The 18,047-nt window shown below is 63.3% G+C and carries 22 protein-coding genes; 11 read left to right on the plus strand and 11 right to left on the minus strand.

All coding sequences use genetic code 11. The annotated features are described in order from the left end of the window. Positions 1-80: 80 nt before the first annotated feature. The 6 genes from RM50_RS04435 to RM50_RS04460 all read left to right on the plus strand — a co-directional run bounded on the left by RM50_RS04435 (position 81) and on the right by RM50_RS04460 (position 4,456). The gene (locus RM50_RS04435) at positions 81-464 is read left to right on the plus strand and encodes a hypothetical protein (protein WP_043450423.1); all 384 of its coding nucleotides are present in this window, start codon (positions 81-83) and stop codon (positions 462-464) included. Further along, positions 461-1,219, plus strand: a complete 759-nt coding sequence (locus RM50_RS04440; RefSeq protein WP_052259959.1) for a hypothetical protein — start codon at positions 461-463, stop codon at positions 1,217-1,219. The genes RM50_RS04435 and RM50_RS04440 overlap by 4 nt, the downstream gene beginning before the upstream one ends. Further along, on the plus strand, positions 1,216-2,205 hold the full coding sequence (locus RM50_RS04445) for a hypothetical protein (protein WP_156133831.1): 990 nt from the start codon (positions 1,216-1,218) through the stop codon (positions 2,203-2,205). Before RM50_RS04440 ends, RM50_RS04445 begins: the two co-directional genes overlap by 4 nt. A 147-nt stretch (positions 2,206-2,352) precedes the next feature. Further along, positions 2,353-2,784 (plus strand): LexA family protein, encoded by a 432-nt coding sequence (locus tag RM50_RS04450; protein ID WP_043450425.1) that lies wholly within the window; start codon positions 2,353-2,355, stop codon positions 2,782-2,784. 30 nt (positions 2,785-2,814) lie between these two features. Continuing rightward, complete coding sequence (locus tag RM50_RS04455; protein WP_205622223.1) at positions 2,815-4,113, plus strand: Y-family DNA polymerase; 1,299 nt, start codon at positions 2,815-2,817, stop codon at positions 4,111-4,113. 31 nt (positions 4,114-4,144) lie between these two features. Further along, positions 4,145-4,456: a hypothetical protein gene (locus tag RM50_RS04460; RefSeq protein WP_043450428.1), complete on the plus strand. Its 312-nt coding sequence runs from the start codon at positions 4,145-4,147 to the stop codon at positions 4,454-4,456. Here RM50_RS04460 and RM50_RS04465 read toward each other — a convergent pair. Beyond that, positions 4,439-5,224 (minus strand): GIY-YIG nuclease family protein, encoded by a 786-nt coding sequence (locus RM50_RS04465; protein WP_043450429.1) that lies wholly within the window; start codon positions 5,222-5,224, stop codon positions 4,439-4,441. The two genes, RM50_RS04460 and RM50_RS04465, sit on opposite strands and share 18 nt — an antisense overlap. A gap of 88 nt (positions 5,225-5,312) precedes the next feature. On the opposite strand from RM50_RS04465, the gene RM50_RS04470 reads away from it, so the two are divergent. Further along, positions 5,313-6,317, plus strand: coding sequence for an ATP-dependent DNA ligase (locus tag RM50_RS04470; RefSeq protein WP_043450430.1), 1,005 nt, complete (start codon positions 5,313-5,315; stop codon positions 6,315-6,317). 512 nt (positions 6,318-6,829) lie between these two features. Here RM50_RS04470 and RM50_RS04475 read toward each other — a convergent pair. The 3 genes from RM50_RS04475 to RM50_RS20840 are packed head-to-tail and all read right to left on the minus strand — an operon-like array spanning position 6,830 to position 8,113. Further along, positions 6,830-7,537: an SOS response-associated peptidase gene (locus tag RM50_RS04475; RefSeq protein WP_082006971.1), complete on the minus strand. Its 708-nt coding sequence runs from the start codon at positions 7,535-7,537 to the stop codon at positions 6,830-6,832. Between the two features lie 37 nt (positions 7,538-7,574). Then, entirely contained in the window at positions 7,575-7,919 is a 345-nt protein-coding gene (locus RM50_RS20610) for a hypothetical protein (RefSeq protein ID WP_156133832.1), read from the minus strand. A gap of 44 nt (positions 7,920-7,963) precedes the next feature. After that, the gene (locus RM50_RS20840; RefSeq protein ID WP_167562153.1) at positions 7,964-8,113 is read right to left on the minus strand and encodes a hypothetical protein; all 150 of its coding nucleotides are present in this window, start codon (positions 8,111-8,113) and stop codon (positions 7,964-7,966) included. Between the two features lie 221 nt (positions 8,114-8,334). On the opposite strand from RM50_RS20840, the gene RM50_RS04480 reads away from it, so the two are divergent. Both RM50_RS04480 and RM50_RS20160 read left to right on the plus strand, forming a co-directional pair. Further along, positions 8,335-8,562, plus strand: coding sequence for a DUF2188 domain-containing protein (locus RM50_RS04480; RefSeq protein ID WP_043450432.1), 228 nt, complete (start codon positions 8,335-8,337; stop codon positions 8,560-8,562). 50 nt (positions 8,563-8,612) lie between these two features. After that, positions 8,613-9,398, plus strand: a complete 786-nt coding sequence (locus RM50_RS20160) for a metallophosphoesterase family protein (RefSeq protein ID WP_052259961.1) — start codon at positions 8,613-8,615, stop codon at positions 9,396-9,398. Between the two features lie 54 nt (positions 9,399-9,452). On the opposite strand, the gene RM50_RS04490 is transcribed toward RM50_RS20160, so the two are convergent. Together RM50_RS04490 and RM50_RS04495 are read right to left on the minus strand one after the other, a co-directional pair. Then, positions 9,453-10,214, minus strand: a complete 762-nt coding sequence (locus RM50_RS04490) for a type IV secretory system conjugative DNA transfer family protein (RefSeq protein ID WP_043450433.1) — start codon at positions 10,212-10,214, stop codon at positions 9,453-9,455. Between the two features lie 109 nt (positions 10,215-10,323). After that, positions 10,324-11,253 (minus strand): hypothetical protein, encoded by a 930-nt coding sequence (locus RM50_RS04495; protein WP_043450434.1) that lies wholly within the window; start codon positions 11,251-11,253, stop codon positions 10,324-10,326. 102 nt (positions 11,254-11,355) lie between these two features. On the opposite strand from RM50_RS04495, the gene RM50_RS04500 reads away from it, so the two are divergent. Then, positions 11,356-11,673 (plus strand): helix-turn-helix domain-containing protein, encoded by a 318-nt coding sequence (locus RM50_RS04500; protein WP_167562155.1) that lies wholly within the window; start codon positions 11,356-11,358, stop codon positions 11,671-11,673. 4 nt (positions 11,674-11,677) lie between these two features. Here RM50_RS04500 and RM50_RS04505 read toward each other — a convergent pair whose 3' ends face one another. Both RM50_RS04505 and RM50_RS04510 read right to left on the minus strand, forming a co-directional pair. Then, positions 11,678-12,532: a hypothetical protein gene (locus tag RM50_RS04505; RefSeq protein WP_052259963.1), complete on the minus strand. Its 855-nt coding sequence runs from the start codon at positions 12,530-12,532 to the stop codon at positions 11,678-11,680. 2 nt (positions 12,533-12,534) lie between these two features. Beyond that, positions 12,535-13,344, minus strand: coding sequence for a peptidase M10A and M12B matrixin and adamalysin (locus RM50_RS04510; protein WP_156133833.1), 810 nt, complete (start codon positions 13,342-13,344; stop codon positions 12,535-12,537). A gap of 72 nt (positions 13,345-13,416) precedes the next feature. Here RM50_RS04510 and RM50_RS04515 point away from each other — a divergent pair, with 72 nt between their 5' ends. Next, entirely contained in the window at positions 13,417-13,776 is a 360-nt protein-coding gene (locus tag RM50_RS04515; RefSeq protein ID WP_043450435.1) for a hypothetical protein, read from the plus strand. A gap of 2 nt (positions 13,777-13,778) precedes the next feature. Here the strand turns inward: RM50_RS04515 and RM50_RS04520 are convergent, their stop codons facing one another. The 3 genes from RM50_RS04520 to RM50_RS04530 are packed head-to-tail and all read right to left on the minus strand — an operon-like array spanning position 13,779 to position 17,905. After that, positions 13,779-14,651, minus strand: a complete 873-nt coding sequence (locus RM50_RS04520) for a hypothetical protein (RefSeq protein ID WP_043450436.1) — start codon at positions 14,649-14,651, stop codon at positions 13,779-13,781. A gap of 51 nt (positions 14,652-14,702) precedes the next feature. Then, the gene (locus tag RM50_RS04525) at positions 14,703-16,793 is read right to left on the minus strand and encodes an FtsK/SpoIIIE domain-containing protein (protein WP_043450438.1); all 2,091 of its coding nucleotides are present in this window, start codon (positions 16,791-16,793) and stop codon (positions 14,703-14,705) included. A 14-nt stretch (positions 16,794-16,807) separates the two neighbouring features. After that, positions 16,808-17,905, minus strand: coding sequence for a hypothetical protein (locus tag RM50_RS04530; RefSeq protein ID WP_156133834.1), 1,098 nt, complete (start codon positions 17,903-17,905; stop codon positions 16,808-16,810). Between the last annotated feature and the right edge of the window lie 142 nt (positions 17,906-18,047).

The following is an 18,047-nucleotide window of genomic DNA, read 5'->3' on the forward strand; positions in this document are numbered from 1 at the left end:
ACTCGCGGTCTGGCGGATGGCCAGTCGGAGAGTTAGTCGGAGGGGTAGTTTGGGTGTCATTTTGGTGTTATCGTGGGGTCATGAGCATCTCAACGACGATCATCGCGGGGCACAACGAAACCGCCCGTATGGATATTCACGAGCTCGTGAGGCGCCTCAACAGCCACCTCGGGCCACTGTTGGTAGCGGCGCTGGCCGGTGCCAAAGACCGAAAGCTACCCCATAAGTGGGCTAAGCCTGGCGGCACCGTGCCCGGGCCGGCGTTCCAGAAGCGTCTGCAGCTGGCGCACCGTGTCTGGATCTCCATTGCAGACGCGGAGACCGAGGCCATCGCGCGCGCTTGGTTCATTGGCGGAAACCCCTTCCTGGCCGAAGACACCCCAGTCACCGCGATCCGCGAAGACCGGCATAAGGAAGTCCTCCAGGCGCTGACAGCATTCCTTGAGGACAGGCAGGACGTTTGAGCGAGCAGCGCTGTTCAAAGACTGGTCTCTGGATTCTGGATGATTTCCGTTCCGGCCGCCGGGTCGCCACCACAGACCACCAAGCTCTGGACCCCCGTGAGCGGCTGAGTGGTGATGACCCGGCAGGCTGGAGCCGTTACGACACTCCCGGCTCGACGGTCTATATTTCCGATACCGACGAGATCGCCTTCGCCGAAGTGCTGGCCGGCTACGCCCTGAAGCTTGGTACCAAACACCCGATGCAGAAGGACGCCGACTTCATGGGGATGTCGCTGGACGACTACATCAAGGGCATTGACGACGATTGGGGAAACAACGTCAAAAGGGGCTGCCTGGCCCGTCACTGGCGTGACCGACGCCGCGCTTACCATCTCACTCTGAACGGTGCCGGTTGGTGGGTCGACGTCGAACACCCGGACTCTATCGCCGCCATCAGCGCCGGGATCGGAGCAAAGCTCAACGCCGAATTCGACATCCCCCAGCTGACGCTGGGCATCCTTCACGGTGAGAACCGTGCCGCAACAACCATGATCGCCACTTGGATCCGCGAGCAGGTCCTGGAGGACGGAAGCCGGCCCCTGGGCATCCACTTCGCCAGCAAGCATGGCGGCGGGTACTGCTGGGCATACTGGCTGCGCCGCCGGGACGACGGCCTCGACGGAGACGACATGACCTCCGATTCGGGCACGGAGATCCGCGATAACGATCCGGCGCTGCTCACCGTGACGAAACGCTTCGGGATCAAAGTCTGGTGAGCGGCGGAGCGATGGAGGAGTCATTCCTTGCTGCGCTCCAAGGCGCGTATGCGCCTCCTCCATTGCCCGACCGGGTCACGGTAAAAACGGTTCGGGCAGCTGTAGCGGATGCTCTGGCCGGCGCCAAGGCCTATGAGGTCGCAGATGAATGTGTGCGATTCGGTATGGCGCCGCCCGAGGAGGGCGAGGACCCTTGGAACAGTAAATCCCGCTACGTCGAGCAGAAACTCCGGGGCTACTCCCTGGAGCAGCTCGTGGCCCTGGGCCACCGCGTAAACGAGGACTACCCGACTCCGGCTTTGGAGCACCTGCTTGCCCTTTCCGGCGCAGGCGGGGTCGCGGGGGAGTTAAAAAACCTCATCTTTGCCGCCAAGGGACCAAAACCGAAGATCGTCCTGCTGGACGCAATAAACAACGACATCCGGATCACGGAGAATGCCAAGGACTGCCTGGTCTACGATCGGGCACTCCCGCCCGAAGGGCTCAGCTGGCGGGCGTTAGTGGCGTGGTGGGTGAAGTCGGACACCATTCCTGCCGATGCCGAGAAAGACGCGGCCGCGGCACTGTACCGGCGCCTCCTGGCATCAATGGCCGGCAATGGAGCCGAGCAGTTCCTCTTTCGTAAATACTGCAGCCTCTACGGGTCGCACGGCTTCGACCTCCCCGCGCTGATTCCCCAGGTGTATCTGCACCTCGATCCGTACACCAGGCAGAAGGGAGGGACCCTCGTCCGTCAGCGCATGGACTTCCTCCTGCTGCTGCCGAACCGGAAGCGGGTCGTTCTCGAGCTGGATGGAATCCAGCACTACGCTGACCCAGCGACCCGCCAGGCGAAGCCGGAGCTGTACGCCGAGATGGTTGCCGAAGACCGCAGGCTCCGCCTTGCCGGCTACGAGGTGTATCGATTCGGTGGCTCCGAATTCGTTGACCGGGAAAGCGCAGACCGTATGCTGGCCGCCTTTTTTCGCGAACTACTGCAGCTGTAACCAGCCGTCGGCCCTCCCCTCCCACACCCAGCCCGGGTGAAGCATCATCTGCGTGATGCAACGCATGTATTTCATTTGGCCGGCTCTTTTGTCCGGACTCACGGGTACACTCGGTAGTCGAAGGTATGTTCGAATAAAAGGTGTGTTGTGGGCGTGATCATTGGCCCCCGTGTGATAGAGGCGGGGCTGTCTCTGCTGTCGGTACCGGTGGCTCCGGTGCCGGTCGCAGCGGGTTACCCCTCTCCGGCCCAGGACTACTTCGATGGCCGGATCGACCTCAACGAGCACCTGATCAAGGACATCACGAGCACTTATATCGTGCGTGTGTCCGGTGCATCCATGGAGGGTGCAGGCATCAGCGACGGGGACGAACTGATCGTCAATCGCGCTCTCGAGCCGCACGACGGGTGTGTTGTCGTGGCGGTCCTGGACGGAGAGCTGACCATCAAGCGGCTGCGGATCACGGCGGCCGGCGTCGTGCTGCGGGCGGAGAACCCGGCATATCCGGACATCGAGGTCCCGGCCCTGGCCGACCTCACAATCTGGGGCGTTGCAACCCGGTGCCTGCACCATGTGTAGCGCGCTTTTTTCCTTCAAGCGGGAAGTGCCATGTCCAAGCCAGCAGTGATGCGGAGAATGCCGCAGATCGCACACGTGGACGTGAACTGCTTCTACGCCTCGGCTGAGCGGGCCTTCGATCCCTCGCTCGAGGGCAAGCCCGTGATCGTGCTGTCGAACAATGACGGCTGCGCGGTTACCCGCTCCCCGGAGGCCAAGAAGCTGGGCATCGCGATGGGCGACCCGTGGTTCAAGCTGGCACCCAGGGCCAAGGAATGGGGTCTCGTTGCGCTATCCAGCAACTACGAACTCTATGGCGACATTAGTGCCAGGGTGATGGAGCTCCTGGGCCGGTACTCGGCCTGGCTTGAGGTGTACAGCATCGACGAGGCTTTCCTGGGGGTCAAAGGTGAACCAGAGCAGCTGCTGGATCTCGGCCGGTCCATGAAGGCTTCTGTGCGGCGGCACGTGGGCGTCCCGGTCTGCGTCGGGATCGCCCCTACGAAGACGCTGGCGAAGCTGTGCAACAAGTGGGCCAAGAACAATCCGGCGTTTGGGGGAGTGTGCCATTGGGAGAGCGTGCCAGCAGCGATGCGGGAAACACTGCTGGGAAGGCTGTCCGTTGAAGAGGTCTGGGGCATCGCCGGCCGGCTGACCAGGCGCCTCAACGGCATGGGCATCTTCACCATCCTGGACCTGGTCCATGCGGACCCGGTCATGATCCGTGACCGCTTCTCGATCGTCATGATGCGGACCGTCCTGGAGCTGCAGGGCACCCCATGTATCCCGATGGAAGAAGAACGGATCGGGCGCGATCAGCTGATCTTTTCGCGCTCTTTCGCCAAGCCCATCACCACGGCCGCCGGAATCCGCCAGGTCATGAGTGTGTACGGACAGCAGGCCTCGGCTCGACTGGCCAAGCACGGGCTGCAGGCCAAGGTCCTCACCGCCTTTGCCGGCACCTCACACTTCAACCCCAAGGACACGTCCTACCCCTCGGTGTGCATCCCCTTGCCGATGCCCACTGCTGACCCGGTGATCATCACGAAGGCTGCCCATGCACTCCTGCCCCGGATCGTCGAGGGTATTCGCTACGCCAGTGCGGGCATCATGGTCACCGACCTGCGTCCCACCGGTAACCAGGCCCCGCTCTCCCTCTTTGAGAATCCGCATGAAGAGCGCCACATCGGCTCGCTACTGGAGGACGTCACGCGCCGGTACGGCCGCGGCTCCATTGGGCTCGGCCACGGCGGGATTCGGGGAGGGCCTGACTGGACGATGAAGCGCGAAATGCTCTCGCCCCGGTACACCACGCATTGGGACGAGCTCCCGGTCGTCAAAGCCGCCTGAACTTAAGCACCTGCACTACGAAAGAACCGTCATGACCATCAGCCCTGAAGCACCCGCTCCGAACGTCCCTGTCGATGTCCGTTTCACCACCGCCGGCACGCCGCTGGCGGTCCGGTACGACGGAAAGCTTTGGCCGGTGGCAGCAGAGCCCCTCCACTGGTTCACCAGGGATTCCTGGTGGGTGACCCGCAAGAGCGTCCCGGTCGGCATAGGGAACGTCGTCGACATCGAGCACTGGCGGCTCCAGGTACGCGCCGATTCTATGTCCCCGCTCCGGACCTTTGAGCTACGCCGGGAGCCGCTGTCGGAACAGTGGTTGCTGGAGTCAATCAGCGACGACTGAATCAACGACACCAGGCCCCTCCTGCTCTTCCGGGGTGTCGACCAACAACCGCCGCTTGATCTCCCCAGGCAGGAACAGGCCGCCCATCATTCTTTCCCCGCCAGGGACCCGGTTGAGCAGGAAGTCCGGCGGGACAGCCTTCACCATGCGTTCCTCCAGTTGGAGACCACGGGTGGTCTTCGCGGCGAAGATCCGCGAGGTGTCCAGGGGGCGGAACGAGTCAATTGACAACACTGAAGACTCCTTGGTTCCGAAGATCAGTCGGTCGAACTGCTTCACGCCGCTCCAATGCTTCTTGATCCGCGCCCGAATGTCCCATGCCTGGCCGATATAGGCCTGCTTGTAGCGGTCGAGAACCATGACGTAGACACCCTCCACGCCGTCCCACCGAGCCAGGTCGGTGACTGGTTTCAAGTTCTTGTGCTTCTCCAGTAACCCATTGATGGCGTCCAGAAAGTCCTTGCCGGACAGCCGCAGAAAGAAGGCCATGTTGGCGTCGAAGTTCTCCAGCGCCGCCTCCCGCTGCAGCTGGCAGAACTCATCCGAGTAGACCCGGTGGTCCTCGTCCTCGTACATCCAGTCCGCAGCCGCCCACTGCTCATCGGTGTACCAGGTACGGGCAACCCAAGTCGTATTTCTCTTGTTCGGCTGGGCATACTCATCCCGGTCGATTCGGTGGCTGTACTTGCGGTTCAGCAGTGTCTCACCGAAGTGCTTGATGGGGGCGCGGCGCCGGCGGAACGCGTCATAGCCTTCATCGACGTACATGTCCGCAATCCTAATGGCCGATTCGGCTCCCAACTCCCGGAGCAGCGGCTGGTGGAGTCCACTGGCGACGACTGAGTAGCGTTACGGCATGAGAGAGGACATCCCCGCGGCACTGCGTCCGCCAGTATCACTGGCGCTGGCTAAGGGTGCCGACTTGGTCCCGGCGGTTGGGGGCCTGCCAGGCGGCTGCATGTATGAGCCCAAGTGGGATGGATTCCGTTCAGTAATCCTGGCAGGAGCTGATGGGGTGTCCCTCTGGTCCCGGCAGGGCCGGGATTTGTCGAAGTACTTCCCTGATCTCGTTGAGGCCGCGGCCGCCCAACTCCCTCCGGGGTGCGTCTTGGACGGCGAAGCGGTGATCTGGACGGACGACCAACTGGACTTTGACGTGCTGCAGCGGCGCCTGGTGACATCACGGGCCGCGCTGCCCGGACTCATCCAGGAACACCCAGCCTCCTTCGCCGCGTTCGACCTACTGGCCGTCGCAGGACACGACATCAGAGGGCTGCCCCTCGCTGAGCGGCGCGAGCTGTTGGAGCAGCTGGCTGCCGACTGGGAGCCTCCGCTGAACCTCTCGCCCGTTACCACGGACCGCGACGAAGCCCTGAAGTGGTTCGAGGAGCTGTACCATGCAGGGCTGGAAGGTTTAGTCGTCAAGGGCGCCGGGCAGCCTTATCAGGGGGCAGTTCGCCAGTGGATTAAGGTCAAGCGCAGGGAATCCGTGGACGTGGTGTGTGCAGCCGTCATCGGGCCGATCGCCAGGCCGCAGTACATTGTGGTCGGCCTGCCCGTGGAGGGACGCCTGCGGATCGTCGGGCGTTCCGCGCCCCTGGCAGCCAAGGCATCAAGGAAACTGGCAGCCTACCTCCAGCCGCCGGTTGGGGCTCATCCATGGCCTGAAGTCATCACGGAAACCATGCTCAACAGGTTCAGCAAGGACAAGGGGCCAATAGCTCTGACGCTGGTTGAGCCCCTGGTAGTCGAAATATCAGCGGACACCGCCTGGACAGGGAATGCCTTCCGGCATTCGGTCCGATACCAGCGGCCGCGGCCCGAGCTGGCGACGACGGACGTGCAGCTGCCGGACCGGTAACCCGGCAGCTGCCCCCCCCTAAAGGCTCAAGACTGGTCCCAGTCCTGAGCCAGGAGCACGATGAGTCGCGTGAGGTTCACGAGGAAACTCATAAACTCCCAGGGCGCGAGTCGTCGTTTTGACTGTGTCATGTGCGGCCTTCCTTTCCGTTGTGGAAAGAGCCGACCTCCCCAAACTGGCAGCAGCCAGCGTCAGGGCATACCCTAGGTGTGTATTCCTCAATACAACGCCTGCGTGTAGACGGCTCTTTGATCCGGCTGGCTCAGGATTGCTGAAGCCCGCGCCAACGGGCTTCACGCATTTAAGCCAACTGCCTGAGACCTACCGCTTCATACGGTTCGAGCACGATCCGCTGGGAATCAATTTCGGCACGAATGTCGCGGTCTCTCATCAGCACAGCTCCAAATTACCGTATCGGTTATCCACAGGCGCATTTTCCCGTTGTTGCTGTGCACCAGTGGGGCTAAAGTTGCCAACGCTCTGAGGGCTGGCAAGGCTCACCTTGGCGTCCGTCAATTAGCATCCGGCTCGACCAACTCGGGGCCGTTGTTCCGGACACTGTTGACCCTGGTGCTGACGATCCGCGGGACCAGGGTTGGTTCCGGCAAAGAGTCAAGGAGGTGCTGGATGTCGGCCTTATCGGTCAGGCCCGGGTCCAGCCACTCGGCGAACCGGTCGCGCGGGATGATGACGGGGCTCCGGTCGTGCACGTGCCCCAGGGCGTCCTGAGCCGTCGTGGTGAGCACCGTGCAGCTGAGCAGCCAGCGGCCGGGATCGTCCTCCGGCGGGGACGGATCAGCCCACCACTCGTACAGACCGGCGAACCCCAGCAACGGCTCCTTCTCCGAGTACAGGTAGTTCGGGATCTTCTTGCCGCCCTCGGTCTTCTGCCATTCGTAGTAGCCGTCAGCAGGAACAATGGCCCGGCGTTTCACCGCGGCCTTCCGGAACGAGGGCTTCTCCAGGATCGATTCGCTGCGTGCGTTGATCATCTTGGAGCCGATCTTGATGTCCTTGGCCCAGGACGGGACCAGGCCCCAGTGCGCGACCAGCAGGTGCCGCTCGATACTGCCTTCATCCAGCCGCTCGGCAACAATGGGCACCGCCTGGGTGGGCGCCACGTTCCAGCTCGGAGGTGGCGGCGTGCCCTCAACCTCCTTGGCCTCAAAGTGGCTTAGCAGGTCACCGGTGGCCTTGGACATCACGTATCTGCCGCACATGGGCCCATTCTGCCCCAATGATGGCTTGGTCAGCCCTTCAAACCCCTGCTCCACCATTGCGTCCGGAGTTTCCCTGGCGTGCTTGGGCAATGATCTTGGCCTCGTCGGAACCTGCCACGGCCTCCCGGCTCAGGACGTCAAGAGCAGCACGGCCTGCACTCCGCTTCTGCGGGTTTGCGTCCACGCTTGCTTCAATTGCCCACACCACTCGGTCCCACTGGTCGTTGCGACTTACGGCCCTAGTCTCCCGGCGGAGAGCCAGCCGCCACCACATGACGCCGAGGACGGAGGCGGCCAAGAGCACAACCCACGGTCCCACTGCCGCCAGGACCTGCCACCACTCGGGCGGTCCGTACTGTACGTAGATCGGGGTTGGCGTCATGAAGTCAGCCTAGGACCTGCCTGTGACCCTGGCTATCTGCCGCGCTAGTAGTTATCGGTGCGGATGACGATGAGCTGCTGCCCCTCCTGCAGGAGGTCGTCGAGCTTGATGCGCGCCTCCTCGTAGGTGACTCCTTCGACATCGAGGTGGCTGTGGCTGCCGTCGGAATTCAGGAGAGTGCCAGTGATCATCACCCAGAGAGTTTAGTTCCGCCCTTGGGCTGTAGCTCGGCGTGGCGCTTTGAAGCATAGACAGGGGTGCGGTTACCGTGAGGTAAGTTTCTTCCGCCTATCCCCCCATTGGGCGGAGTTACTACTCAGGAAGGCCCCGCTATGCGACTCGTACCGCGGGGCTTTTCGCTACCCGCGAGCAACAGGCGGGCTCCATAGATCCGTACCGACAAAGGGAGAGCGCAGTGGCACAGGGCGACATCGAGACTTACTGGGAAGACGGCTCCTGGAAGAACCGCCGCGAAGGCTCTGAGCGCGCATTCGGGGTCGGCTACGGCACCAAGGATGAGGCTATAGCCGCTGGCCGTGCCGCCGCGCAGACAGACAAAGTCGAGCACGTCATCAAGAACCAGGACGGCACGATCTCGGAGAAGAACAGCTACGGCCACGATCCCCGGAACGTACCGGGCTAACCGCCGTCTCAGCGCGCTCAAGCGTCAGCGGTGCCGCCTAGGATTTTCAGATGACCTTCCGCGCCGCCGTCATGGGCGATTTCCACGGCCATATCCACCATTTCCGCGCCGTGACACGAACCTTGAAGCGCGCCGAGATCGATCTGCTGCTCGGCGTCGGCGATGTGGGGTTCGATTTCCCCGGGGCTTTCCGCGGAAAGACCGAGAAGCGGATGCGCCTCCTCCTGGAGGAGAACGGCGTCGAGTTCATCTGGGCAGTGGGCAACCACGACAATCATGAGTCTTTAAGTTCAAAGCCCTTCAATCCTGATGGCACGCGCCGGATCTCTGACCGCAACAGCAACCTGCCCAACGGCAGGGTTATTGAGCGTGACGGGGTCCGTATCGGCGCCCTGGGCGGTGCCTACAGCGTCGATAAGAAGTGGAGGACCGAGGGCAAGGATTGGTGGCCGCAGGAAGAGCCCACGGCCGAAGAGGCCGAGAAGCTCATCTCCGCGTGCGCGCAAGGGCCGCGGCTCGACATCCTGCTCACTCACGACGTGCCGATGGAGGTGACCGGGCTGAAGGGGCTCCCCGGGCTGCCAAAGCAGGTGATAGAGGAGGCCAATCGAACCCGCGTCCTGCTGCAAGAGACCGCCGCCCAGATCCGGCCGAAGGTGCTGTTCGCCGGCCACTGGCACCAGCGGTTGTGCTCCGAGCTCGTCTGGGATGACGGCAGCAGCACGAGGGTCGAAGTCCTGGCAGCCGAGCAGTCGTGGGCCGGCAATCTTGTCGAGGTGACCGTTAGCGATACCGGTGAGGTTGAGGTCAGCCCGCTGCCGATCAAGGTTTCCTGACTCCCTATACTGACCGGCAGTATTATTGGGCTGCCGGTCAGTATCCAGGCCGGGCTAGGCGTTGGCGGGCAGGGTGACCCGGAAGGGTGTCACGGTGCCGCTTGACACCAGGACCGCGTGTCCACGGTTTTCCTGCGCTGCGGCCTGGGTGAGGGCGTCGTTTACGGCCGCCTCATTTGCTCCCGTCGCAAAGCCGTGGACCACCATGGCAGCCAGGTCGCTGATGCGCATTCCAGGACGGACCGCGATGATGGCGTTGCCCAGGTGCTCCCGCACCGCACCCGGCAGCGTCTCGCAGTCAGGGCGCTGGGTGCTGATGACCAGGTGAACCCCAGCGGAACGGCCCTTACGGATGATCGCCTCCACCAGGTGCCGGATCCTCTCGGTCCGCGCGTTGTGCTCCTGCGCCTCGATGTAGAGGGGGTCTGCCTTGTTGAGCCCCCGCGGGAGGGGCTCGTCGATGACCGTCGGGGCGTACTCATCGATGATGACCAGGATCGGTCGCGCACCCTCGTCGCGCCTGGACAGCCCGGCATCGAGGCCCTCGAGCACCCGGATCGCCTCGTCATGGGTGGCGGCCAGGGTGGCGCGGTCGGCAAAAGCGCGGAAGCCCAAGGCTCGCCTGATGGCGTCGATGATGACGACCTCGAACCCCTGGTCGAGGGCCTGGGTTGCCAGTTGGCGCAGTGCGACGGTCTTCCCAGAGCCGGTGCCTCCGACGACAAGGGTGTGCGCAGAGGCAGCAAGGTCGAGGCTGATGGGGCTCTGGTCTTCGGCGTGTCCGAGGGCGAGGCGGTTAGCGGTCGTGGTGCTCATATATTTGGGTCCGTCCTGTTGTGCTTTGGCTTAGAGGTTTCTAAACCCGGTTGCTTCGCGGCATTGCTACCGCTGAGCGGTGGAACTCTTTGGGTTACGTGCAGCTGCCCTACTTGGTAACGAGGTCCCCCAGGGCAGACAGCGCGTGGGAGACGATCTCAACTGGAGCCAAACTGGCGATGACGTCGATTGGAGTGCCGGGCGCCGCGTACTTGGCCAGTTCCGTCTCATCGGCCGGCGAGAGCCGGATCATGTTGGGAAGCACGGAAGTCATGTCGCCGGCGCCCGTAAAGCAGTCCTCGCCCGGACCCATGAAGGCGGTCGGGTTCACCGACTGGCCCTCGAGGCCGTCGGCGTTGGTGCCCTGGGCGCTGAGGAATTTAACCGGGCCGCCGCTGCAGGTCGAGGTCGGCATGGAGCCGGTGGCGATGAAGGTCGGACCGAGCGGGACATTCGCGCCGATGCTGGCCGGGAAGGCCGCAATCCGGCCCCCGCCCAGGTTGCCGACCGCTACCGACCCGGTGCTTTTGTCGACGAAGATGTGGGTCTTGGAAGCACTCACCTTCACGTCCCGGGACCACACCCAGGCGGTACCTTCGTTGATGTGCGGCCGGAGCAGGGGGTCGGCATTGCTGGGGAGCATCACGCGCGACGGGAGCATCACGCGGATCCACTCACCGCCGATGGCCTGCCCGTTGGGCGCACCTGCCCCTGGAGGCGCAGCGGCCGCCGCCCTGCCGACAACCGGCACAACCTGGTCACGACCAAGGCCGCCGATGCTCTTACCAGAGGGCGCATCGAAGATCTCCACGAAGTCGAAATCGCGGTTGGCGATGGAGACGTTTTCTCCGGTGAAGTGGGCGGAGCCGTCCATGAGCGGCGCCTGGAGGACGGAGAACATATCCGATGCGGGAAGCACCGGTTTGAGGGAGGTGGGACCCGGCGTAGCAGGGAGCTCTGTCGCGTCCTGGGAGCTGCAGCCGGTGAGCAGGGCAGTGGCCAGGACCGCGGTGGAGCCGGCGATTAGAAGCTTTTTCATGTCTATATGGTACACCGTAAACGCAGGGACACCTAGTCGGTGTAAACGCGCCAATGTAGCTCTTGTGACGCACAAGCGATGTCAATGTCGCACAATTGCTTCATGAGTCCGAAGCGGCGGGTCGGGGAGAACCTGATCAATAACCCCCAGCAGGCATCCCGGCGACTGGGCGCTCACCTCAAGAGCCGCCGTATCATCCTGGGTCTATCCCAAGAGCTCGTGGCAGAGCGCGCCAACATTTCCCGATCCACCTTGATGCGACTGGAAGCCGGCACTGGCGGCACAGTAGAGCACCTTCTGATCGTGGCCCTGGTCCTTGGCGTGGTCGACGACCTCATAGAGGCGGTCGACCCCCTTAATACCGACCTCGGAAGGATGCGCGCTCACATGCTGAACCGGCAGCGCGCATCTAAGGCCTAGTCGGCTAGATCCCCAGGCACTTCCCCTGCCCGAGGACCGCTAAGCCCGCCAAGTCGCCGGCCTGGTACCCGTAGACCTCATGGTCTGCAACGGCGGACATCAGCTGCCCGTCGTGGTGGTCCAGACCCACAACATGCCCGAGCTCATGCTCCAAGACCACCTGTTTGAAGCCGTCACCGTAGCGGCTAAGCAGGTCGACATTAAGGTCCACTTCGCCGGTGACATAGCTGGCCGCGGAGGGATCAAACCACGCCGGCACGCTCTGACCCAGCCCCAGCACACTGCCGGTGGCAAAATTCTGATCCTCGTCGGGACCTGCCCATGCGATCAGGACCGGCGCCCAGCGGTCACCATAGTGCTCAGGCTGAAAGGGTTTGCGGGTGAAGCCGGCGGCCTCCGTGGTCTCGCCGTCGTCGATGAACACCAGACCGGTCGCCTTCGATACGGCCGCGATGGCGTCCTTGACAACCTGCTTGCCGCCGGCGGGCTGCGTGGCTGTCCGGGTGACGTAGTGGATGGGCCGGCAGGGGTCGTAGGTGACCGGGGATCCGTCCGGGTTCGTCTGAAGGAAAGAGTATTCATTGCTGGGCTCCGCCAGCGGTGCGGGCGCTCCGAGTGGCTTCGAGGCTTCGATCAGTCCAGGTGTCGGCCGTGAAGGAATTAGCTGCGGAGGACCCGGGGTGACCGCGGCCAGGGCGTTCCGGGATGACTCTGAGACCGCAGTCCGTGCCGCGGCAGTGTCCGCAGCACTTGACGACGCGGTGAAGCCAGTGAGAGCCATGGCCGCCACCAGTGCCAGGACGGTTGCTCCCTGCGCAGTTGTTGCCCGGGAGGCGCGGGGGAATCGGATGGTCTTCATAGCTAGAAACCCAGGCACTTTCCTTGGCCGAGAATGGACAGGCCGGCCAGATCACCGGCTTGGTAGTCATACTTCTGGTGCGTGGCCTTGGAGTTCATCAGTTCATCCCCGTCATCGTCATGCGCCAGCCCCACGAGGTGGCCGAATTCGTGCTTCAGTACGGCCAGCTCGAACTTGTCGCTGTTGGTGGGGTTCGCGCTGAGGTCCGCTTCGCCCGTCTCATAGATCTCGTTGCTGCCATCTAGGCCGAATGACTGGCTGTGCGCCTGGCCTGCATATTTCGGCTGGTCCGCCTGGTCAACCCAGGCAATAAGGACTGGGGCCCACCGGTCGCCGTACCGCTCAGGCTGGAACGCCTTGCGGTGGAAGCCGCCGGGCTCGGTCGTGCTGCCGTCGTCGATGAAGACCAGGCCGGTGGCTTGGGAGACCGCCGCCAGGGCCTCCTTGACGAGCTGCGGGCCGTTCGCGGGCTGCTTGGCGTCGTTGGTGACGTAATGGATCGGTCGGCATGGGTCATAGGTGACGGCGGTGCCGTCCGGGTTCGTCTGCAGGAACTTGTAGCCGTTGCTGGGCTCCGCCAGCGGAGCCGGTGCGCCTAACGGGTGTGGGGCCTCGACCAGGCCGGGTGTCGGCTGGGAAGGTGTCGTCCGTGGAGTGACCGCGGAAAGGGCACTCTGCCCGGCTTGGTATGGGGTTTCGATAACTGCCTGGCCCCCAGGAAAAACGGGAAACACCAGGCCCGCCACAAGCGCGAAAACGGACATCGCGCGGACAGTCTGGCGGCGGGGGTTGATGGCTAGAGACTTGCGCATGCACATACGGTACACTGGAACTACATTTTACGGAAGTCGTACAACCAGCCGCTAAACGGCAAGGAAGGCACCATGCAAGCCCCTATCACCTCGACAATCCTGGCGGTGGCCATCGCGGCCGCCGGCGGCTCCTACGTCCTCGAAGACGGCATCAACAAGGCCCACCTCCACAACCTCACGGCTGATGTCGAAAACTGCCGGCTGGAGTTGACCGCGGACTTTGGCTTCACTGGCGGGCACCGTACCCAGGCCCAGGCCTCCGCCGAGGTGGCTGCCTGCAAGGTCTCCAGTGGGACGCTGCTGACTGTCCGCGTCGCACCGGGCGGATATGACTACTCCATCACCGGGACGTCCGTGGATCTTCCTGGCTACACAGCCACCATGGACACGGCAGCCGGCGGCGGCATTGTGATTGCACCGCCGGCCGCTTAGCCCTAGGCAGCCAGTTCCAGCTCCACCGCCGAGGACTCCCGCAGAGCACACCGTGCTGCGTGCCGCTCCTCTTTGAGGACCTCGAGGTGAGCCTCCATGTCTTTCAGGTGGGCCGCTGCAGCATCCCTGGCAGCCTCCGCCTCCTCCTGCGTCAAGGTCTTCTCCAGGCGGGCTTCCCATGCCTGCTCCATCTGCCGGGTGGCCTCCCAGTGCTTCTCGAGCCGCATGAGCTCCCGCCGATTCCTCGAAGGAAGACCCGTCTTCGGATCCGGCGTCATATCGGCCGGCTTCTGCTTGGCCTTGGCTTTCTCGTAGTCGCTTCGTGCACCCTCTGCCTCTGCCCGGGCGAGGTAGAGCATGAACTGCACCCCTTCGCGAGGCGTCATCGCGAAGTCGCCGGGAAGAGTGCAGGCCAACTCTTCTTCGGCATCCAGGAGAGCGTCCTCAGCATCCTCGACGGCCTGGATGGCCTCTTCGACCGCTACAGCAGCCCGCTCTGCCCGATCGGCAGCCTCGTCACCCCACCGCTTCTCGCCTTTCTGGGCTCGCTCTTCATCGGCCCGGCGGGCTGCCTCGATGTACTCCCGGTCCCGCGCCTGGCGTACTTCCCGCTTTGCGGCCCGCTTCTCGATCCAGTCAACGCGCGCCTTGTAGATAGGCAGCAGTACGTCCCGAAGGAAGGCGTGCCAGCGGGAAAGGACCGGCTCCGCCTCGGCGCGGGATTCAACCGGCGGGGTCTGACGCCAGAAGGCGCTGGCGCCGGCAGCCAGGGCCTTGATCTGGTCCCAGACCTTCCCGGAAGCCCGGGCCTCAGCCCGAGCCTCTGGGCTGTGCGGGAGGCATCGCTTCCCGCCCTCATCCCTGCGTTTGCACATGAACTTTCTCCTGCCTGTTTGTTGGGTGTAGCGGGTTTGCCGTGAGGCGATCTACCAGACGAAGTCATCCACCTGGGAGATCGCGGACTTCCTCACCGGAGCGGCGAACGGGTCGTCCTCGTCCGGATCAGCAGGGCGGGGGACCTTGACGACAGGAGCCGACGTGGCGAAGGGGTCCTCATCGTCCTCGACCTCGGGCAGAGGGCCCCAAGTCGGCGCTGCCGCCGGTGCCGGTTCCTCGTGCTTCGGCTCGGATTCACTTTCGCTGTCCGACGCGATTTCCAGGTCGCCCCACTGCATTTCCATCTCCCCCAGCTCCACGACAACCTCCTCCTCGGCGGGCTCAATCTCCCAAGCTGGCTTCGGGTCGATCGTGGTGTACGCAGCAGGCTCAGCTTCAGCGAGCTCAAGCGGCACTCCCAGCGGGATGCCCATCTCTTCGGCATACACAGCCATGTCGTCCTTCTCAACGAGACCGACACGGAATCCCTGAACCCCGCCACCCTCCAGGTAGGAAAGGGCAAAGCCCTTCGAGCGCCCATCGTTCAGGAGGGAGAGCTCCTCCATGGCGCTGGCTGCAAAAGCCTTCGGGAATACCATCCCCATCGCCTCAGGGGATGGTGGCTTACTGGGGACGACGAGCTGGAGGATAGTGCCTAGGTTTTCTCGAACGTTCCCGCCGAGGTCCGCAGCGTCAGGTCGCTGAGTAGCGATGACAAGGTGGATCCCAACGCTTCGAGCTTGCTTGGCGATCTTCCCCACGTTGCTTCGGATCTTGGCCCTGGCTCCTGCATCGGCTTGCCACTCGAGCATGAGCTCGTGTTTTGAGTCGACCCCGATAGGCTTGTCATCGGGAGTGATGAGAGCAGAGTACTCATCCAGCAGCACAAGCCAAGGCTTGACTGTGCCCCGTGGGAGGTCCATCCAATTCTCCCCCTCGACGGCAGTGATGAGGCCGATCCGTCGCCTGACTTCCGCATAGATTGCATCAAGACCCGCGGCTGCCTCCTCCACGCTCTTGATGAAGATCCCCTTGGTCCACGGCTTGATCCCCAGGAGACCGGCGGCCTCTTTCTGGGGGTCGAAAATCATGACCTCGAAGCCATGCGCCAGGGAGTTGAGAATGATGCCGCGGCAGGCCACGCTCTTTCCCGAGCCCGTGCCGCCGACCACCAGAGAGTGCGGCCCAGCCTGGAGGTCGACGCACACGGTTTCGCCCGTCGAGTTGCGCCCAATGGGGAAGCTGGACCAGTTCTCCGTGTCGATCTCCCGAGGCAGGAAATCCTGGCCGGGAACAACACGCGGCAGCTTGCGAATCTTTCCGCTAATGAGCTCGACCCGTCCGGTCCGGTCGTCCATCTCAACGGTCCAGCCAGAGTGTCCGACCACGGTCCGGGCGACTTCCATCCAGTAGGCCATGGCCTTCATCCGGTCCATCGGCTGGTCAGCCCGAGTGATGATGACGCGTTCCAGGACCCCCTCGCCGTCCTGCACGCCGAAGAGCGGCAGGAGCTCCAGCTCCCAGGACTTTTGCTTGGGGTTTTTCTGCAGGAGCCACTCGCGGATCTCCACCGTCGCGGGCGGGAGCTTCGCGGTCACAGCCGTCCCCAGGGCGAAGTCGTAGCTGAGCATCGTGCGGCCGAAGGCCCCGTGGGTGGTCGCTGAGAGATCTCCGTTTGAAGCTGTGGCCCTGGACTCAAGCGGATACACTGCGGCCCCGGGGCGCATGTTCGGGCGCTTGCCACGGACAGCGACGACCTTCATTTTCTCCTTGTCAAAGGATTCGATCTGCCAGCCTTCGCCGTTTTGAGCCCACAGCCATGCGATGAGCTTGGCGCGCTGCTCGATGGTGTCGGTGTACTCGTGGGGCACATTGACCTTCAGCTCCCCAGCACCATCTGTGTTGACGGGAGCGGGCGCCGGAGTAGCCGGTTCCGTAGCCACGTCTTCAGTACGCAGGGAGGCCAGGTAGGCAGCGGCAGCGTCGAAGGTCAGTCCGTGCTTGAGGAGCAGCTTTTCGCCGTCCTCCGTGTCCCCGCGCCGGTACTTCGCCATCGCAGCCTCGGCCCCGATAGCCTGAGCGGCGCTGAGACCGTCCTGGCTATCAGGGGCAGACGGCTTGCCCTTGAACAAAGTAAACATGGTGTGTCTTCCTTCTAGGAGAAGAGGTCTTCTGCCGTGAACGTCACGGTGGGTACCTGTGCCGATTCTTCTTTTTCGGTCACGGTGTCGATCCGGGCGCCGAAGAGACCTCGGGACTGAGCAATCTCCTTGCGGTGCGCCAGAGTCTTGTCAGAGGCCGGTCGAAGAACGATGCCGGACTCGTCGTTTTCGCCGAACTCCCACCCGCTAGCGATCTGGGCAAGCCTGGCGTCAGCTTCCTCAGGTTGCAGTGATGCCACGGAGAACGGGGTGTTCGTCGCTACGATCTTGCTGCCATCATCCAGTACCGACACGTAATCCCAGTCGGAGGCCGATCCGCCGTACACGTGACGCAGAATGGCAATCGTGTCTGCCCGGGTCGCAGCTTCCTGTTCGCCAGCGAAGATGTTGCGGCCGGCGGCCCTCCAGGCGATGACCATCCACAGGACCCAGGTAACGCCACCGGTGAAGGAGGCAAAACCGGCAACCGGCAGCTTGAAGAGTGACAGGATGCCGAACAGTGCAGTGAGCACCATCAAGGTGCCGGGGATCGCGTACTGGAGGATCTTTGCGTCCCGTTCCTCGGTGTTGAACACCTCGCGCCGGCGGATCTTGGCCACAAAAGCCAGCAACGGACGAACGAGGGGCACCGCGCGCCGACCTAGGGATTCAAAACTCTCGGACACGTTGCCGGTGAGGGCTTTGATCGGGTAGGGCACACCGCGATAGGCGGATCGCCGTCGGGCCGCCACCATGACGGCCAGCGGAAGGTGGGCGAAGCCGATCAGGACCGAGAGCGACAGGGGGATGAAGGGGGTGGCCTGACCGGTCAACAGAACGAACGAGAGAACCAGGTGAAAACCGGCCGACAGGACCGCGGCCGCCTTAGTCAGCAACTTCTTGCTGTTGTCGACTTCCACCTGGGCAGCGATGGCCGCGACGCGGGAAGGCCGGTCCTTGATGAAGCCGAAGACCAACACGAAAGCCAGTGGGACCAGGATGAACACGACCAGCTTAACGGCAATCTGGGCCGCCCCTCCGGCAACTTTGTTCGACACCCCCACGCCTGTACCCATTCCCCACGTCTGTGCCTGCTGTGCTTGCTGGCTCATGAAACCTCTCTCAAGTCCTGGACGCCCCTAGGATGTCCATATGGTGTACCGTATAGGCACACATTAACAGAGTTCCAGCGAAAGTGGTAACCCCTTCCTGGGTGATGTGCGCGGCAGCTGCCAGAACTCTCACCGGTCAGCA

The organism is Pseudarthrobacter phenanthrenivorans, assembly GCF_000813845.1.
In the GTDB taxonomy this organism is placed as follows: domain Bacteria; phylum Actinomycetota; class Actinomycetes; order Actinomycetales; family Micrococcaceae; genus Arthrobacter; species Arthrobacter phenanthrenivorans_B.

Excerpts from the sequence above, each read along its gene's own strand:
- RM50_RS04475 (WP_082006971.1), bottom strand. The coding sequence starts at position 7,537 with ATGTGCGGCAGATACGTGATGTCCAAGGCCACCGGTGACCTGCTAAGC.
- RM50_RS04495 (WP_043450434.1), bottom strand. The coding sequence starts at position 11,253 with ATGAAAAAGCTTCTAATCGCCGGCTCCACCGCGGTCCTGGCCACTGCC.
- RM50_RS04530 (WP_156133834.1), bottom strand. The coding sequence starts at position 17,905 with ATGAGCCAGCAAGCACAGCAGGCACAGACGTGGGGAATGGGTACAGGC.
- RM50_RS04460 (WP_043450428.1), top strand. The coding sequence starts at position 4,145 with ATGACCATCAGCCCTGAAGCACCCGCTCCGAACGTCCCTGTCGATGTC.
- RM50_RS04515 (WP_043450435.1), top strand. The coding sequence starts at position 13,417 with ATGCAAGCCCCTATCACCTCGACAATCCTGGCGGTGGCCATCGCGGCC.
- RM50_RS04505 (WP_052259963.1), bottom strand. The coding sequence starts at position 12,532 with ATGAAGACCATCCGATTCCCCCGCGCCTCCCGGGCAACAACTGCGCAG.
- RM50_RS04520 (WP_043450436.1), bottom strand. The coding sequence starts at position 14,651 with ATGTGCAAACGCAGGGATGAGGGCGGGAAGCGATGCCTCCCGCACAGC.
- RM50_RS04510 (WP_156133833.1), bottom strand. The coding sequence starts at position 13,344 with ATGCGCAAGTCTCTAGCCATCAACCCCCGCCGCCAGACTGTCCGCGCG.
- RM50_RS20610 (WP_156133832.1), bottom strand. The coding sequence starts at position 7,919 with ATGACGCCAACCCCGATCTACGTACAGTACGGACCGCCCGAGTGGTGG.
- RM50_RS04435 (WP_043450423.1), top strand. The coding sequence starts at position 81 with ATGAGCATCTCAACGACGATCATCGCGGGGCACAACGAAACCGCCCGT.
- RM50_RS04490 (WP_043450433.1), bottom strand. The coding sequence starts at position 10,214 with ATGAGCACCACGACCGCTAACCGCCTCGCCCTCGGACACGCCGAAGAC.
- RM50_RS04455 (WP_205622223.1), top strand. The coding sequence starts at position 2,815 with ATGTCCAAGCCAGCAGTGATGCGGAGAATGCCGCAGATCGCACACGTG.
- RM50_RS04470 (WP_043450430.1), top strand. The coding sequence starts at position 5,313 with ATGAGAGAGGACATCCCCGCGGCACTGCGTCCGCCAGTATCACTGGCG.
- RM50_RS04525 (WP_043450438.1), bottom strand. The coding sequence starts at position 16,793 with ATGTTTACTTTGTTCAAGGGCAAGCCGTCTGCCCCTGATAGCCAGGAC.
- RM50_RS04500 (WP_167562155.1), top strand. The coding sequence starts at position 11,356 with ATGAGTCCGAAGCGGCGGGTCGGGGAGAACCTGATCAATAACCCCCAG.
- RM50_RS20160 (WP_052259961.1), top strand. The coding sequence starts at position 8,613 with ATGACCTTCCGCGCCGCCGTCATGGGCGATTTCCACGGCCATATCCAC.
- RM50_RS04465 (WP_043450429.1), bottom strand. The coding sequence starts at position 5,224 with ATGTACGTCGATGAAGGCTATGACGCGTTCCGCCGGCGCCGCGCCCCC.